This is a genomic window from Collinsella ureilytica (assembly GCF_019795105.1).
GTDB classification, from domain to species: Bacteria; Actinomycetota; Coriobacteriia; order Coriobacteriales; family Coriobacteriaceae; genus Collinsella; species Collinsella ureilytica.
The window spans coordinates 85769-99341 of sequence record NZ_JAIMFO010000005.1 but is presented as its reverse complement, the minus strand read 5'-3'; the positions used below and the strand labels follow the sequence as shown (position 1 = coordinate 99341).

19 protein-coding genes are annotated in these 13573 nt (G+C 51.1%); all 19 read right to left on the bottom strand.

Translation table 11 applies throughout. The annotated features are described in order from the left end of the window. Positions 1 to 5: 5 nt before the first annotated feature. The 19 genes from K6V98_RS03110 to K6V98_RS03020 all read right to left on the bottom strand — a co-directional run bounded on the left by K6V98_RS03110 (position 6) and on the right by K6V98_RS03020 (position 13511). Complete coding sequence (locus K6V98_RS03110) at positions 6 to 323, bottom strand: hypothetical protein (RefSeq protein WP_057002171.1); 318 nt, start codon at positions 321 to 323, stop codon at positions 6 to 8. Beyond that, on the bottom strand, positions 316 to 699 hold the full coding sequence (locus K6V98_RS03105; protein WP_057002172.1) for an HK97 gp10 family phage protein: 384 nt from the start codon (positions 697 to 699) through the stop codon (positions 316 to 318). The genes K6V98_RS03110 and K6V98_RS03105 overlap by 8 nt, the downstream gene beginning before the upstream one ends. Then, positions 699 to 1031 carry a phage head closure protein gene (locus K6V98_RS03100; RefSeq protein ID WP_057002173.1) on the bottom strand — a complete coding sequence of 111 codons (333 nt, stop codon included), beginning with the start codon at positions 1029 to 1031 and terminating at the stop codon, positions 699 to 701. Before K6V98_RS03100 ends, K6V98_RS03105 begins: the two co-directional genes overlap by 1 nt. A gap of 1 nt (position 1032) precedes the next feature. Then, positions 1033 to 1296, bottom strand: a complete 264-nt coding sequence (locus K6V98_RS03095; protein WP_002563688.1) for a head-tail connector protein — start codon at positions 1294 to 1296, stop codon at positions 1033 to 1035. 75 nt (positions 1297 to 1371) lie between these two features. After that, positions 1372 to 2562: a phage major capsid protein gene (locus K6V98_RS03090; protein ID WP_222199095.1), complete on the bottom strand. Its 1191-nt coding sequence runs from the start codon at positions 2560 to 2562 to the stop codon at positions 1372 to 1374. 14 nt (positions 2563 to 2576) lie between these two features. Next, on the bottom strand, positions 2577 to 3404 hold the full coding sequence (locus K6V98_RS03085) for a head maturation protease, ClpP-related (protein ID WP_306792723.1): 828 nt from the start codon (positions 3402 to 3404) through the stop codon (positions 2577 to 2579). Beyond that, positions 3340 to 4650, bottom strand: coding sequence for a phage portal protein (locus tag K6V98_RS03080; RefSeq protein WP_222199292.1), 1311 nt, complete (start codon positions 4648 to 4650; stop codon positions 3340 to 3342). Before K6V98_RS03080 ends, K6V98_RS03085 begins: the two co-directional genes overlap by 65 nt. Positions 4651 to 4664: 14 nt before the next feature. After that, positions 4665 to 6266: a terminase large subunit gene (locus K6V98_RS03075; RefSeq protein WP_019190618.1), complete on the bottom strand. Its 1602-nt coding sequence runs from the start codon at positions 6264 to 6266 to the stop codon at positions 4665 to 4667. Between the two features lie 134 nt (positions 6267 to 6400). After that, positions 6401 to 6682: an Nmad4 family putative nucleotide modification protein gene (locus tag K6V98_RS03070; RefSeq protein ID WP_019190617.1), complete on the bottom strand. Its 282-nt coding sequence runs from the start codon at positions 6680 to 6682 to the stop codon at positions 6401 to 6403. A gap of 5 nt (positions 6683 to 6687) precedes the next feature. Further along, complete coding sequence (locus tag K6V98_RS03065) at positions 6688 to 7053, bottom strand: DUF7698 family protein (protein WP_019190616.1); 366 nt, start codon at positions 7051 to 7053, stop codon at positions 6688 to 6690. 132 nt (positions 7054 to 7185) lie between these two features. Next, positions 7186 to 7362, bottom strand: a complete 177-nt coding sequence (locus tag K6V98_RS03060; RefSeq protein ID WP_019190615.1) for a DUF5049 domain-containing protein — start codon at positions 7360 to 7362, stop codon at positions 7186 to 7188. After that, positions 7347 to 7583: a DUF4314 domain-containing protein gene (locus K6V98_RS03055; RefSeq protein WP_019190614.1), complete on the bottom strand. Its 237-nt coding sequence runs from the start codon at positions 7581 to 7583 to the stop codon at positions 7347 to 7349. Before K6V98_RS03055 ends, K6V98_RS03060 begins: the two co-directional genes overlap by 16 nt. Further along, a complete protein-coding gene (locus K6V98_RS03050; protein WP_019190613.1) occupies positions 7580 to 8224 on the bottom strand; it encodes a hypothetical protein in 645 nt (214 codons plus the stop codon). Before K6V98_RS03050 ends, K6V98_RS03055 begins: the two co-directional genes overlap by 4 nt. 70 nt (positions 8225 to 8294) lie before the next feature. Further along, positions 8295 to 9794, bottom strand: coding sequence for a DNA cytosine methyltransferase (locus tag K6V98_RS03045; RefSeq protein ID WP_019190612.1), 1500 nt, complete (start codon positions 9792 to 9794; stop codon positions 8295 to 8297). After that, positions 9787 to 11049 carry a site-specific DNA-methyltransferase gene (locus tag K6V98_RS03040; RefSeq protein WP_019190611.1) on the bottom strand — a complete coding sequence of 421 codons (1263 nt, stop codon included), beginning with the start codon at positions 11047 to 11049 and terminating at the stop codon, positions 9787 to 9789. The genes K6V98_RS03045 and K6V98_RS03040 overlap by 8 nt, the downstream gene beginning before the upstream one ends. Continuing rightward, the gene (locus K6V98_RS03035; RefSeq protein ID WP_040942765.1) at positions 11050 to 11832 is read right to left on the bottom strand and encodes an S-adenosylmethionine synthetase N-terminal domain-containing protein; all 783 of its coding nucleotides are present in this window, start codon (positions 11830 to 11832) and stop codon (positions 11050 to 11052) included. A gap of 9 nt (positions 11833 to 11841) precedes the next feature. Next, entirely contained in the window at positions 11842 to 12417 is a 576-nt protein-coding gene (locus tag K6V98_RS03030) for a hypothetical protein (RefSeq protein WP_019190608.1), read from the bottom strand. A gap of 144 nt (positions 12418 to 12561) precedes the next feature. Further along, positions 12562 to 12939 carry an HNH endonuclease gene (locus tag K6V98_RS03025; protein ID WP_019133517.1) on the bottom strand — a complete coding sequence of 126 codons (378 nt, stop codon included), beginning with the start codon at positions 12937 to 12939 and terminating at the stop codon, positions 12562 to 12564. A 137-nt stretch (positions 12940 to 13076) separates the two neighbouring features. Further along, positions 13077 to 13511: a helix-turn-helix domain-containing protein gene (locus K6V98_RS03020; RefSeq protein ID WP_019133516.1), complete on the bottom strand. Its 435-nt coding sequence runs from the start codon at positions 13509 to 13511 to the stop codon at positions 13077 to 13079. Between the last annotated feature and the right edge of the window lie 62 nt (positions 13512 to 13573).

Below are 13573 nucleotides of genomic sequence, written 5' to 3'. Positions count from 1 at the left end.
TTTCATCATCCTTTCAGCTCAAATGAATAGGAAACTTCGTAGAGGTCTTCTGCGTTGATATAGACTTCGGCCTTGTCGAAAAACTGATCGTGGCGGATAAGAAGGTCTTCGATTCTTTTTTCGAGCGCACGGTCTTTTTTGTCGGTGTAAAGCTCCAGATAAAAGCGGTTCACGGGAAAATACACCTGACCGTCTGCCGCAAAGTTATGCGACTCCGGCGTTACATAGCAGATAAAGGGCGGAGCAGGTGCCTGACCTTCTTCGAAGTGGTCGTAGGCAAAGGGAAGTCCGACCTCTGTCAACATTTCTATGATTTCATCCATCTTTGATCATCCTTTCGATCTCTTTCATAAGCTGCTCCTCACCGATTGTCTCGGCGGGAGCGATATGAGGAATTGCCCTCGTCCTGCCGCCGTTCCGTTTGGCGTGGCCGTGTTCCAAGAGGTGTGCCAGCTGGTAGCGGTTACGAGAGTAGACCGTCACCTGCAAGGCATGGGAGGACTCGGAAGTTTTCTTTTGCGTCCAGCTTTTTTGATAGTCGCCGTGCTTTTTTGGCGCATGCGCCTTGATTTCTTTTTTGGTGGTCGTTGCCGCTTTGGTGACGGCTTGCTTCATGCCTTCCGTTGTCGTTTTGGCATAGGCGTTGAGTTCTTCCATCACGGCATCGACAAGGCCGGAGATTTTGACTTTTCGGCTCATCAGGTTCTCTCCTTTACGCAGAAAAACTTGATCGCTCGCTTCCTGAAAGACAGGTGGTCAATTTTTTCGATGTCGTAGGCGCAGCCCTGAAAGACGATGCGAAAGTCTGTCGTGCTCATCGCTGCCGTTTTCTTACACCACCTGACCGTCACCGCCATGTCCGCCTTCTCCACTTCAGAGGCTGCGATAAAGACTTCGCGCCCGCCTTCTCCTGAGATGGTGGCGGCACAGGTGTAGTCGTCTTTCCACGTTTCGATTTGGTTTCCGATGGCATCACTTTCCACGGTTCTTTTTTGGAAGGTGACGGTGACATTGAGAAGAGCGATATCCATATCAGAAGCTCACCTGCCTTTCTCCGAAAAGAAGAGCGCGAAGCGTCAAGGTGAGCGCATGGTGATCGGCTTCTTCTCGGTGTTCGTAGAGATAGGCCACCGTAAAAAGCACGGCAATGCGCCCGTTTTCAAAAGAAGAGAGGTCTTCGGTGCGTGCCACGTTTTTGACCAACTCGGTGGCAGAGGGTATGAGCGACTCGATGAGTGCGTCATCGTCGTCAAAATCCACGCGGAGATAGTTTTTCACGTCTTCAAGGCTCAGCATGCTTCCTCCTTTCCTGCAAGGAAAAGGCGACTCCCTCGTATAAAGAGAGCCGCCTTATGGCTAAGACGTTTATTTTTACGCACCGGCTTTGAGAATCTGCACGGCCTCGGGCAAGATCAGTTTTCCGTCCACACGTTCTTTGGCAACGTAGCCCACCATGCCGTTTCCGGCAAAAAGCTCACGAAGTTCCTGAAAGCTTCTGGTTCCGCGGTCTCCGATGTTGTAATAGGAGAAATCCCCGAAAGCCACGCCGGCTTTTCCTGTCTCCAAAACAGGGCAGAAGGCAGAGGTCTTAACCGGATAGCCGCAAAGACGGTCCGGTTCTCCTGCCTGATAGCTCGGCTGCCAGATGTAGGCCTGATTGTTATCCTTGAGCTTTCGAAGGGCGGCAAGCGTTGCGTCATTTAAGATAAACGCGGCGTTTTTGCGGTATGGGCGCTTCAAAGAGTAGATGAGCGTCAGGATATCGTCAGTTTTAAGCGCGGTACCCGTGAGTGTGACGGAAACCTCTCCTCCGCCGGTTGCGGCAAAGATGCCAAGCGGCTTGTTTTTGCCGTCGCCGTTTAAGAAGGCATCTTCTTCCGCGTTACCGAGTGCTTTGCCGAACTGGTCGATGATGTAGCTTTCCAAATTGAAAGCATTGTCGTAGAGCAGTTCTTCGGTAACCTTGATCGCTACATGAAGCTTATGGGCATCGAGCACCACCTGATCAAAGGTCGCCTCACCGAAACTTAAGGCCTGACCTTCCTCGATCCATGCCGCGGCAGGCTTGGTAGCCGCGATATTGATCTTGTGTTCGCCGGACGTGGTGATGGTCGTGGCGAGGCTTCGGAAGATATTTTCTTCGGTCAGCTTGTCAATGAGGCGGCTGTCCCATTCTTCAGGTACCAGATAGCCGCCGTTTTCGTCTTTGCCTTCTTCCAAGATGTTCGAGATGCGCTTAAAGCCGCTTCGCAGGGCAACGAGCATATCCTTGGCATAGGAAGAGGAGGCACGTCCGTGCTTTTCTTCCGTCTCTGTGGAAAGCACGGCCGGTTTTGCCGTAAGCGGCGTACCGAGCGGCTTGCTCATCTTGTCTTCGATGTCCTTTTGACGGCACATGCGCTCAATTTCTGTGCTGTAGGCTGCGATCTCGGCTTCCATCTTGTCGTAAGCCGCACCGTCTTCGGCGCTAAGCAGTCCGTCTTTGTCTCGATGGGATTCCAGAAAAGCCTTTGCGGCCTCCCAGGTCTTGGCACGTTTGTTCAAAAGTTCAGTAATCGTCATGGTAGGTGTCCTCCTTAAATAAAGTGTTTGATAAGATCAAGGCGTGTTTCCAAGTCCTTGACTTTGTAGCGGTGGGTAATCGGTTCTGCCGTTTGGGCAGGTGTTTTTGCCTCACAGGCCGCCGCATAGTCACAGAGCTTTTTGTTGATGGCGGCTGCGACCTTGCGGCGTGAAAAGAGCATCGGTGTCTCCGTGAGGCTTTTAGATTCTTTTCCGTTTAGCACGGCACTCTCACCATTTGTAGGATCTTCGTTCTCGCCTTGCGGATAGAGATCCTGCCTTGATGTGATGCGGTCGGCAAAGTGCAGCTCTACTGCCTTTTCTGCGTTCATCCAGGTCTCTTCATCCATGAGTGAAGCGAGCTTTGCATGAGAAAGACCGCTTTTTTGCTTGTAGGCACCGATGATGGATTCTTTGACCTCGGATAACATCCCGATGGCACGCTGCATGTCCTGTGTATCTCCGATGGCCACGGTGGATGGGTTATGGATCATGAGCATGGAAACAGGACTCATGAGAATCTCATCTCCCGCCATCGCGATCACCGAGGCGGCGGATGCCGCAAGACCGTCAATTTTGACCGTCACCTTGCCTTGATAGTTCAAAAGCAGGTTATAGATCTGAGCGGCCGCAAAGCAGTCGCCTCCCGGTGAGTTGATCCAGACGGTGATGCTGCCTGTGCCGTCATCAAGTTCGGATTTAAAAAAAGCCGGTGTGACTTCATCGTCAAACCAGCTCTCCTCGGCAATCACGCCGTCCAGGTATAAAGTTCGTGTTTCATTTTCGCTTGGATCGGGACTTTTGTTTTTCGTCCATCTCCAAAATTTCTTCTGTCGGTTCATCGGTATCCTCCTTGTTTTTCGTATAAGCCGATCCCGCATCGGCAAGCTTCACGACATTGCCGTTTAAGACATGCAAATCGCCGCCATCTTCTTTTGAGAGCAGATCCATATCTTCTAAGCGCCTCACATCGTTGACCGAGAAGATGCCGTTTTGTATGCCGGTGGCATAACCTCGCATGCGGCTCTCATAATCGCCTCGCAAAATCCCGTCCACGTTAAAGCGAATGAGATAGTCTTTCTTTTGTTCGGGCAAAAGAAGCGAACGCTGCATGGACTCCTCAAAGCGCACGAGCCACGGACGCAGGGTGTAGGTCACAAACTCCAGCGACTGGTGCTCGATATTGGAAAAGGTCGCATGTTCGAGATCTCCGATCATATGGGGCGGCACGCGGAAGATGCGGGCAATCTCATCGATTTGAAACTTCCGCGTCTCAAGAAACTGCGCGGCTTCCGGTGAGATGGAAATCGGCGTATAGGTCATGCCTTCTTCCAAAATGGCGACCTTGTTGGAGTTCTGCGATCCGCCAAAGCCCTGCTCCCAAGACTGGCGGATCTTTTCCGGGTCTTTCACCACGCCGGGCATGGATAAGATGCCAGATGGGTTTGCGCCATTTTTAAAGAATGCCGCACCGTATTCTTCGGTGGCCATTGCCACGCCGAGAGCGTTTTTCGCCATCGCAATCGGGCTGTATCCGACAAGACCGTCAAAGCCGAGGCCCGGAATATGGAGTACCTCAGAAGGAGAAAGCCTTACCCTTCCGTTTTTAAGCGTTGGAGCATCGCTTTTACTGACCTGATATTCATAGTAAAGAGTGCCATTTTCATCCCGGTCAACCGTCATTTTGTTGGCCATGAGCGGGTATAGGGCGACAACTTCACCTTTGCCGTTTCGGATAATCTGTGCGTAGGCGTTGCCCCACAAGAGCAGATGGCACATGAGGGTTTCTCGGAAGATAAATGAGGTCATCTCCGGATTCGGTTCATCGTGCAGCAAAAAGTAAAGGGAGCTGTCCGTCGCTTTCTCTTTGCCGGCATTTCCTTTGAGGCGAAAGAGATGAAGCGGAAGACCGGCGACCGCCTCAGCTAAAACTCTTACACAGGCATAGACGGCAGTAATCTGCATGGCAGAGCGCTCCGTCACCGCTTTTCCCGATGTAGTGTGCCCGAAGTAAAAGCGAAAGGCAGAGCCGGCGGTTTGATCTTTCGGCTTATCTCTTGAATGAAAAAGTGACTGTAAAAATCCCATAGGCAAAATCTCCTTTACAAAAATAAAATGCCGCGGCTGTCATAGACTGACTCGCTCGTGTCGCATCCCATGCGGATCGCTCGGTCAAGTGCCATTACAAGTGCAACGGCACCGTCGACTTTCTCGGTGGATTTGGCTTTGTCGATTTTGATATTTCCAGCAGGATCGGTTCGGATGAAGATGTTATCCATCATCCAGCGAAGGACGGGTTGTCCGCCGTGTGCGAGGCGCTTGGAAAGCACGAGGTTCATCAGTTCCTTGGTGGGAGGCGACATCGAAGCAAAGCCCTGACCGAAAGGGACGACCGTGAAGCCGATGTTCTCTAAGTTCTGCACCATCTGAACGGCTCCCCAGCGGTCAAAGGCAATCTCTCGAATGTTGAAGCGCTCGCCTAAATGCTCGATGAATTTTTCGATAAATCCGTAGTGGATGACATTTCCTTCCGTAGTCTGCATCGCACCTTCTTTGATCCAGATGTCATAGGGCACATGGTCACGGCGCACTCTTAATTCCGCATTTTCTTCGGGAATCCAAAAGTACGGAAGGATAGTGTATTTCTCGTCTTCATCACGAGGCGGAAAGACCAGCACAAAGGCGGTGATGTCGGTGGTGGATGAGAGGTCAAGGCCTCCGTAGCAGATTCTGCCTTCGAGTGCCTTTTCATCCACATCAAAGGCACAGGCGTCCCATTTGTCCATCGGCATCCAGCGGATTGATTGCTTTACCCACTGGTTCAGGCGAAGCTGACGAAACAGGTTCTCCTCGGCAGGGTTTTCTTTAGCCTGCAGGAAGGCGGCTTTCACCTTATCCAGTCCCACCGTGATGCCAAGGGAGGGATTGGCTTTCTTCCAAACCTCAATATCTGACCAGTCATCGCTTTCTTTAGCACCGTAGATTACGGGATAAAAGGTTGGGTCATGCTTTTTGCCGCGCAGGATATCCAGTGCTTTTTGATGCTGCTCATAGCAGATGGAATGGGTATCGGTTCCTGCGGTAGTAATCAGAAAGTAGAGCGGCTGCATGCGGGCATCGCCCGAGCCTTTGGTCATGACATCAAAAAGCCTTCTGTCCGGAGCGGCGTGAAGCTCGTCGTAGACCACGCCGTGAATGTTTAAGCCGTGCTTGGTATAGGCCTCAGAGGAGAGTACCTGATAGAAGCTGTTGGTCGGCTTATAGATGAGCCGCTTTTGTGAGGCTAAAATCTTCACGCGCTTGGCAAGAGCCGGCGACATCTTCACCATGTCTTCTGCCACGTTAAAAACAATCGATGCCTGCTGACGGTCGGAGGCGCATCCGTAGACTTCGGCTCGCTGTTCACCGTCCCCGCAGCATAAAAGAAGTGCTACAGCTGCAGCAAGCTCGGATTTTCCCATCTTTTTGGGGATTTCGATGTAAGCGGTGTTGAACTGGCGGTAGCCGTTTTCCTTCACGATGCCGAAGAGATCCCTTATGATGCGTTCCTGCCAGTCGATTAGCTCAAATGGCTTTCCCGCCCAGGTCCCTTTGGTGTGCGAGAGGCACTCGATAAAGGAGACGGCATAGTCGGCTTTTCTCCTGTCATAGTGAGAAGTCTCTGCCATGAACTTGGTCGGCTTATAGTTTTTCAGTTTTCGCATTGGCACGGGCGCCGCCTCCTTTCAGGGCAAAATAAAGGACCGCCAGCCGACGTGTTCGGCATGCGATCCGGTATCAGTACGAGAGAAAGAGCCATTCGGCTCAGTCTCCCGGAATATTCATTCTCAGGGTTTTCTTATTCTGCGTGGCTCATCGCCCATGCTATGGCGTGGCCATCATCTTCGAACTCGACCTCGCTTACCGAGTGAAGTCCGATGGTTCCTTCGCAGCTGGTGTCGTCTGTCAGGAACTCGTAGGTTGCTCCGAAGTAGCAGGGCTTATTCACTCCGTTGTAGTAGTAGCCTGCCATCAGGATTTTGTCTCCGAACCGCAGCGTCTTGCTCCAACGGCATTCCAGATCCTCCGGTGTGGTCGGGTTCGGAAGTCTTAAGGTTCTCATTGCTTCATTGATTGTCATTCTCTTTACGCCTCCTTTACCGTCATCTTGAAGGCCGGGATGAGCGTGTGCTCGTCGCTGCCGAAGTGGGTGTAGCGTTCCTTGATCTTTACGATCCCGTCCAGCGTGCAGCCGAGCTCCTTGAACTTGGCGATGGTGAGGATCAGGCTTGAGAAGGTGGAGCTTATCGTAAATTCCTTCACTCCCAGCTTCCTGCAGTCTGCGAGGATTGTCTCGATGTCGTCGTCCCAAATGACCTCGGCGAAGTTCGGCAGGTCGTTTCCGGCTTCCTTGCTGTAAAGGTAGGCCTGCCCCAGCGTCCACTGGCATCCGATCTCTTCCCAGCGCATTCCGGGCTTTGCGTTTTCTATGGCTTCGATTGTGTACTTCATGGTGGTTCCTCCTTGTGGTTGTTTTTCCTTTTGGTATGTACATATATCACTCTAAGCGCCTGTAATAGCAAGTTATTTCTCGAAATATATGTGACAATCCTGCGGGAAGTTTTGAGGCCTAAATTGTGTACTTTACGCCTCGCCGGTCAGGATGAATTTCGCGTATTCTGACCGGTGATCCTCAAGGTATAAAACCAGCTCGTAGAAGTCCCGCTCAAAGGCAAGCCGCTGCACAGTATTGACATCAAACATGTTCGTAAGACCGCTGTCCCTTATGGCAAGGATCTGTTCTTTTACTTTTTCGTCCATTTCTGAATTCTCCTGATTTTATCAATCCCGAAGATGACGTTTAGACCGGAGCCGTTATCCCAATCCACGAGGATGGAGCCGGTATCATCGACTCCTGTGACGGTGCCGCGTGTTCCTGCAGGCGGTGCCTGTACGTCGTCCATGTGAAGAAGCTCCACACGGCAGCCTTTAGGAAAAGTAATCCGCAGCAGTTCCAGCGTTTCTTTCGTTGGCATTTTCATTTTTCTGCCTCCTTCTGGTACTTGAAAGCGGAGGAGCCTTGAAGATGGCTGAGCAGGATTTTCCTTGCTTCCTTGTAGGAATCACCGATCATCCCAAGGCGCAGAAGAAAACAGCGAAAGTAGTATTTTTCGTTTTCGACTGCGTGGTCTTTGCCAGTGATGCGCTTGGATTCCTTTGCCGCCTTGCCCAAAAGGGAGATGAAGGCGGTATAGGCGGAAAGCTCTGCAGAACTTGGCATCTCGGAAAACCACGGGAAGCTGATCTTTTCCTCGTCCACCTCAAAGGCGACGCTTTCTGTACCAAGTGCATGCTTGATGATGCTTTCTTTTGACGTAAGAATCTCGGAGAGCCTTTCGAGGTTCTCATCGGTGAATTTGTTTCTTGGAAGCGAGATCGTCACCGCCATGTTTTCCTGTTCCTCCGGCACAAAGCCGTGTTCCGATAAAGTCAGCAGGATGCTGTTTTCCTGCTCTGCGTCTTTGACGCTGAGCACGCCATGATTGTCCAGTGTGATGTGCTCGCCAATGTGGTAGCAGAAGGTCGGCGCTTTGGTGCAGGTGGCTTTCTCTTTTGTGAAGTCTTCCAAGGCTTTCACCAGCGGCCGCCTTGCCGAGCCTGTTAAATTGAAGTGGTAATCCATGTCTTTATCCTCCTTTGCAGGTGTTTTCTTGGTATGTCTATACATCACTCTTACCGGGAGGAATAGCAAGTTATTTTTGCAGGTAAATACCACTATTCTTTTTGATTGCGGCAAGTACGAAGATGGCGCACGGAAGCGCGATGCCATTTCCCCAGAGCTTGTAGGCGGCACTGTCCGAGTAGGGATTTTTAAGCCACTTTTTGATCTGCTTGTCGCTTTTTCTCTGGATGGACATTATATCGGTGTAGCGGTCAAAAATCTCACGCCAGAAGGTAAACTGAGCCTTGCTCGGATTTTCTTCTGCAAGACCATCGCACCAGCCGTCCGGAAAGCCCTGAAGCCGGGCACACTCGGTCGGAGTGAGCCTCCTTACGATATAGCCGCTCTCGTTTTCGGTGGCAACGGCACCCGGACCTTTGGCAACCATTGTCGGCTGGCATTCTTTTTCCACGGCAAAGTCGTAGGCGGCGTTTTGCCCCTGATTAAAGGAAGCCCGGTCAAGCCCATAGGAAAGAACCGCCATGCCGCCTTGATTGCAGACGGGATCGGAGCCTCTCGTATCCAGTGTGCGGGAGGTCTCGGTTATCTGGCTGTTGTCTTTGATGTCCGAAAACATCGCCTTGTTCTTCTTGGAGCAAAGCGAATAGGCGCACGGCAGATCAACCACAAGTGGCTGATTGTTTCCGCCCGTGCCGAAACGGGAGACGATGGTCTGCGCCGTATCATTGGGGCCTGTGTATCTTGCGTCCTGTCCGTGGTTTTCAAAGATCAGCGGAGGATGGTTTGACTGTGCACGCAGGGTTCCCGTGACATCTTCTGAGATGTCCATGCGCGATCCTCCCTGATCGTTTAGAACAAGCTTGCCTGTTTCATAAGCGCCTCTCTTAGGATTTCCGGCAGGTCTTTTCCTTTCGTCTTGGCACGCCTCAAGATCCCCAAGCACGCTCTCGGACTCAAATAATATTTTTCCGGCACTTGTGTCTCCAAAATCTGCGACAAGAAAGATTCTCTTGCGTCTTTGGGGGACTCCGAAGTGCTGAGCATCAAGTACCCGCCAGCTGAGAGAAAAATGATCTGCCACGATCTCTCCGGCGGCATGCCACTTTTGAGGTCGAGGCGCATCAAGCGTATATCCTTTGACGGAGAGGAAGGCTTCAAGGACTTTTTCGAAGTCCGCTCCTTTGTGGGAGGAGAAAGCGCCCGGGACATTTTCCCAGAGCGCGTATTTTGGGTAGTTCCCATTGGTTTTCCACCTCATTTCTTTGATGATTCGTATCGCCTCATAGAAAAGCGACGAACGGGAACCTTCAATCCCGCTTCGTTTTCCGGCGATGGATAAGTCCTGACAGGGACTGCCGAAGGTGATGATGTCAACAGGCGGCAAATTTGCTCCGTCAAGGTTTCGCACATCTCCCATGTGAGCCACGAAAGGCAGTCGTTTGGATGTCACCCGTATGGCAAAAGGCTCGACTTCCGATGCCCAGAGCGGTTTCATCCCGACGGTAAGTCCGGCAAGTTCAAAACCTCCCGATCCGGAAAAGAGGGAGCCGAGCGTTAAGACGTTACTCATCAGTTGCCTCCCGTTCTTTCAGAAGGTCGGCATAAGGGGTGTCTTTGCCGTCTCTGTGACAGATGATGCCGTCCGTTGTTCCTTTCAGCTCGGCATAACGAGCACAGGCCACATCGACGTATTTCGGTTCCAGCTCAATCCCATAGCAGATGCGGCCAAGCTCCTCGCAGGCGATGAGCGTCGATGCGCTGCCTAAAAAGCCGTCCAAAACAAGAGCGTTGGTTTGTGTGGACTGCTTGATGAGGTGCGCGATCAGCGGCACCGGCTTGGAAGAGGGATGCCCGAATCCTTCGGTTTTGGAGTTTTTCACCGAGTCAAAATCAAAGCAGGCTTTCTGCTTCTGGTCACCGTACCATTTGTGTTTTCCGTCTTTTCGCCAGCCGTACAGGATCGGCTCAAAATTAAACTTCCAATCGGTACGCATGAGAGGGGCCCGCTCTTTTCGCCAGATAAGGCCGGCTCCGAGCTTAAAGCCCGCATCATCAAAAGCATCGTAAAAAATACGAGATTTAGATGTGGCATAAAACTCATAGATCGAGGCGTCTTTTGCCATTGCTTCTTTGAAACAGGTAAAAGCCTTCATGAGGAAGTCGTAAGCTTCTTTATCGGTGAGATCATCGTTTTTGATCTTTCCGGACGCGGATTCGAGGTTCACAAAATACGGTGCGTCCGTGCAGACGAGATTCACCTTGGTATCGCCGAGCAGTGCCTTGTATGTCTTGGGATCGGTTGAGTCTCCGCAGATGACGGTGTGCCTCCCGATCGTCCAGATGTCGCCGTGTTTGGTGATGGCGGGCTTTTGAAGCTCTGCGTCTACATCAAAGTCATCTTCGGTGATTTCATCTTCGGAAATATCCATCAAAGCGGAGAGTTCCTCGTCATCAAAACCTAAAAGGGAGAGGTTAAAGGCTTCACCGGATAGGTCAGATAATTCTACCGAGAGCATTTCCTCATCCCAGCCGGCATTTAAGGCTAAGCGGTTGTCTGCCAAGATGTAGGCACGCTTTTGCGCATCGGTTAAGTTTTCGGCAAAGACACACGGGACGGTTTTGTAGCCTTCCTCACGGGCTGCCGCGATACGTCCGTGTCCGACTAAGATGTTGAACTTGTTGTCAATCACAGCCGGTGAGATAAATCCGAACTCTCGAAGCGAGGCGCGAAGCTGTGCGATCTGCTCCGGTGAGTGTGTTCTGGCATTTCTCGCATAGGGAATGAGCTTATCGATTGGAACTTGAGCAAATTTTGTCGTATCCATCTAAATCAGCCCCCATTCCGCAAATTTCTCAAAGCCTCCGACTGCGCGAATGTAGTCTCGGGCAATTTCTACCAGCTCGGCATACGGCTTGCCGTCAACAAACGCGTCTCCGATGGCGCAGGAAAGATGAATCGGTTTTCCGCTTTTCTGTGCCAGAAGATGGGCGTAAATATTAAGCGTCACATCGGCTTTGGAGAGATCTTTTCCGTGAAGACCACCGCCGGTGACGGAAGATCCCATATCGGATCCGAGTTTTCGGTTGGTCGCTCCGGTATCCACGTCCGTGCCGCCCGTCCAGTCGCCTAAAGGATTGACGATGGCGTTTGGATAGGCCGCTTGGAGCTTTTTCGTTTCAACATGAGACTGGCAGATGACAAGTTTTTCTCCGTCTAAGATGTATTTGCCGTCTGTCGGATATGCGGCATAGATACTTTTGGCAATTTCTGAGAGTTTATTTTCTTCTTCTGTGATGGGAAGTCCTAAGAAGATGCCGTTATCTCCGCAGCGCAGCTTCCAGCATTGGTTTTTGACCAAATGTATGTCTTGTGGGACGAGCTTAATATCTACAGCTACATTTCCGGCAAGACGACGCACAGTTTTTTCAAGGTCTGCCTTTGAGATCAGCGTGCTTGTTTCCGCAATGATATGGCAGATGCCGTGACCGATCAGGACTTCGACGGCAATCTTGGGGTTTGTCTCGCTTGCATAAGCAAGGTCAACAATGGCTCCCGCGATGCGGTCTGCAACTTTATCGGGATGTGCAGGATTTACTTTTTCAAACATTTCTTCACCTCATTTCTTTTCTCGGAGCAGACGCTCCATCAGGTCATCCTGAGGATCGCCGTCGAAGGCTTCCGTGCAGTTTTGCTTGATGATGTCGTAGATTTCATACCAGAGAAGGTTTGCCTGCTTCTGAAAGTTGAGCGAGAGCTGCACGAACGGACTGGCAATGGCAGCACCGGTCGTTGGATGTTTGCCTAAGAGCCCATATTTGCTGATAGCAAGCTCGCACTGGATAAAGCGGGCAAAGGCTGTCGAGTAACTTTCAAGAAGACGGCGGTTAATGAGCTTTTCGCAGCCGCGTGCCTGAAGCCACTCCCACGTCTCTTTATAGATTAGGTCAGCGCCTAAAGGCTCCCCGTCCCTTTGTTGAGCAGAAAGGTAGGAAGATGGCTCAGGCATATCCGCTCCTTCAAGTTCCACACCGTCTGTCATGTCTTCGCCGTAGAGTTCTGCGATCGGATATTCCGCACGCGGGAACTCAATGTGTGTCGCTTTTTGTCCTTTGCTGATTTTGTCGGCAAGTGCATCCGGCTTATGACCCGCTTTGATGCGTCTTCCGCCTCGGTTGGTTCCATCTTTTGCCACGAGGTATTCCTCCTTTCGGTTCGTAAAAATCATCTTTGGGTTTAATAGGGCGTTTGAATTAAAAGTTCTTTACACGACCCTGCCGCACCGTTCCCGACCGGAAGCCCTGTAGAGATTCGACCCGCCCCCGGGTCACAGAATTTTTTATTTGTATTTCGTCGGCTTTTTGTTATGCCAGCGATCTCCCATAAGTGCCGTGATTCTCGAATGGCACTCATGACAAAGCGCTTCAAGGTTGTCTTCCTTGTGCGTTCCGCCCCAAGAGAGTGGAGTGCGGTGATGCACCTCTGTTGCTTTGGTGTAACGTCCTTCTTTCAGGCATTCCTCACATAAAGGATGCGCCGCAATGTAGCGGTCCCGGATTCTTTTCCAAGCATGACCGTATTTTCTCTTGGTGTTTTTGTCGCGGTTATATTTTTCGTAGTCACGGTTATATTTCTTTTCGTGTTCTTCGCAGAACCGGCCGTCCGTGAGATTCGGACAGCCGGGATAAGAACACGGCTTTTTTGGTTTTCTTGGCAATCCGCACCTCCTTTTTGGCATGAAAAAAGCTCCTCGGGGATTTCTCCCTTTGGAGCTTTCGTCTTATATTTTTCCTGACTATATATTACCACGTCAGGGCACGTGGCATGTTGTTGCAAAGTGTTGTAAAACGTGCATTATTCCAGCTCAATCGGACATTTTGGCATCTTAAAGTGCTGCAGGGCACGTCCATGCCATCTCCAGACTGTTGTGCGGTCAGCATGCAGTGTTTCGCCGATTGCTTCCCATGTCATACCGTCCATGTAGCGGTACTGAAGCACGAGTCTCTCGTCGATATTTTTCACCGTTGCAATCGCATCTTTGATCTGTTCTTTAAGGTCATAAAGTATCGACAGCTCATCAGCAATGCGTTCTTCGATCTCCCACGCTTTTTCCAGCACGCGGATAAATGGCGCTTCGATCGAACGAGTGGTTTGAATGGGATCCTCCCGGTAGCGAAGTCCTGAGACGCTTTCGGACATCTCCCGCAGATTTTTGACTTCCTCAATGTTTGCATTAATTCTCTGGTCAAGGCGGTAGGCTTGGCGCAGATATTCTTTTGGTGTCAGCATTTTTATTCCTCCGTGAAAACAAGTGATGGTTTCCCTCGGATTGACGGAGGTTGACTCTGATT

What these genes read in the sequence shown, in the direction of transcription:
- K6V98_RS03110 (WP_057002171.1), bottom strand. Translation starts at nt 323, where the DNA reads ATGGATGAAATCATAGAAATGTTGACAGAGGTCGGACTTCCCTTTGCC.
- K6V98_RS03080 (WP_222199292.1), bottom strand. Translation starts at nt 4,650, where the DNA reads ATGGGATTTTTACAGTCACTTTTTCATTCAAGAGATAAGCCGAAAGAT.
- K6V98_RS03035 (WP_040942765.1), bottom strand. Translation starts at nt 11,832, where the DNA reads ATGTTTGAAAAAGTAAATCCTGCACATCCCGATAAAGTTGCAGACCGC.
- K6V98_RS03085 (WP_306792723.1), bottom strand. Translation starts at nt 3,404, where the DNA reads ATGAACCGACAGAAGAAATTTTGGAGATGGACGAAAAACAAAAGTCCC.
- K6V98_RS03095 (WP_002563688.1), bottom strand. Translation starts at nt 1,296, where the DNA reads ATGCTGAGCCTTGAAGACGTGAAAAACTATCTCCGCGTGGATTTTGAC.
- K6V98_RS03105 (WP_057002172.1), bottom strand. Translation starts at nt 699, where the DNA reads ATGAGCCGAAAAGTCAAAATCTCCGGCCTTGTCGATGCCGTGATGGAA.
- K6V98_RS03075 (WP_019190618.1), bottom strand. Translation starts at nt 6,266, where the DNA reads ATGCGAAAACTGAAAAACTATAAGCCGACCAAGTTCATGGCAGAGACT.
- K6V98_RS03050 (WP_019190613.1), bottom strand. Translation starts at nt 8,224, where the DNA reads ATGGATTACCACTTCAATTTAACAGGCTCGGCAAGGCGGCCGCTGGTG.
- K6V98_RS03100 (WP_057002173.1), bottom strand. Translation starts at nt 1,031, where the DNA reads ATGGATATCGCTCTTCTCAATGTCACCGTCACCTTCCAAAAAAGAACC.
- K6V98_RS03055 (WP_019190614.1), bottom strand. Translation starts at nt 7,583, where the DNA reads ATGAAAATGCCAACGAAAGAAACGCTGGAACTGCTGCGGATTACTTTT.
- K6V98_RS03065 (WP_019190616.1), bottom strand. Translation starts at nt 7,053, where the DNA reads ATGAAGTACACAATCGAAGCCATAGAAAACGCAAAGCCCGGAATGCGC.
- K6V98_RS03020 (WP_019133516.1), bottom strand. Translation starts at nt 13,511, where the DNA reads ATGCTGACACCAAAAGAATATCTGCGCCAAGCCTACCGCCTTGACCAG.
- K6V98_RS03045 (WP_019190612.1), bottom strand. Translation starts at nt 9,794, where the DNA reads ATGAGTAACGTCTTAACGCTCGGCTCCCTCTTTTCCGGATCGGGAGGT.
- K6V98_RS03070 (WP_019190617.1), bottom strand. Translation starts at nt 6,682, where the DNA reads ATGACAATCAATGAAGCAATGAGAACCTTAAGACTTCCGAACCCGACC.
- K6V98_RS03040 (WP_019190611.1), bottom strand. Translation starts at nt 11,049, where the DNA reads ATGGATACGACAAAATTTGCTCAAGTTCCAATCGATAAGCTCATTCCC.
- K6V98_RS03060 (WP_019190615.1), bottom strand. Translation starts at nt 7,362, where the DNA reads ATGGACGAAAAAGTAAAAGAACAGATCCTTGCCATAAGGGACAGCGGT.
- K6V98_RS03090 (WP_222199095.1), bottom strand. Translation starts at nt 2,562, where the DNA reads ATGACGATTACTGAACTTTTGAACAAACGTGCCAAGACCTGGGAGGCC.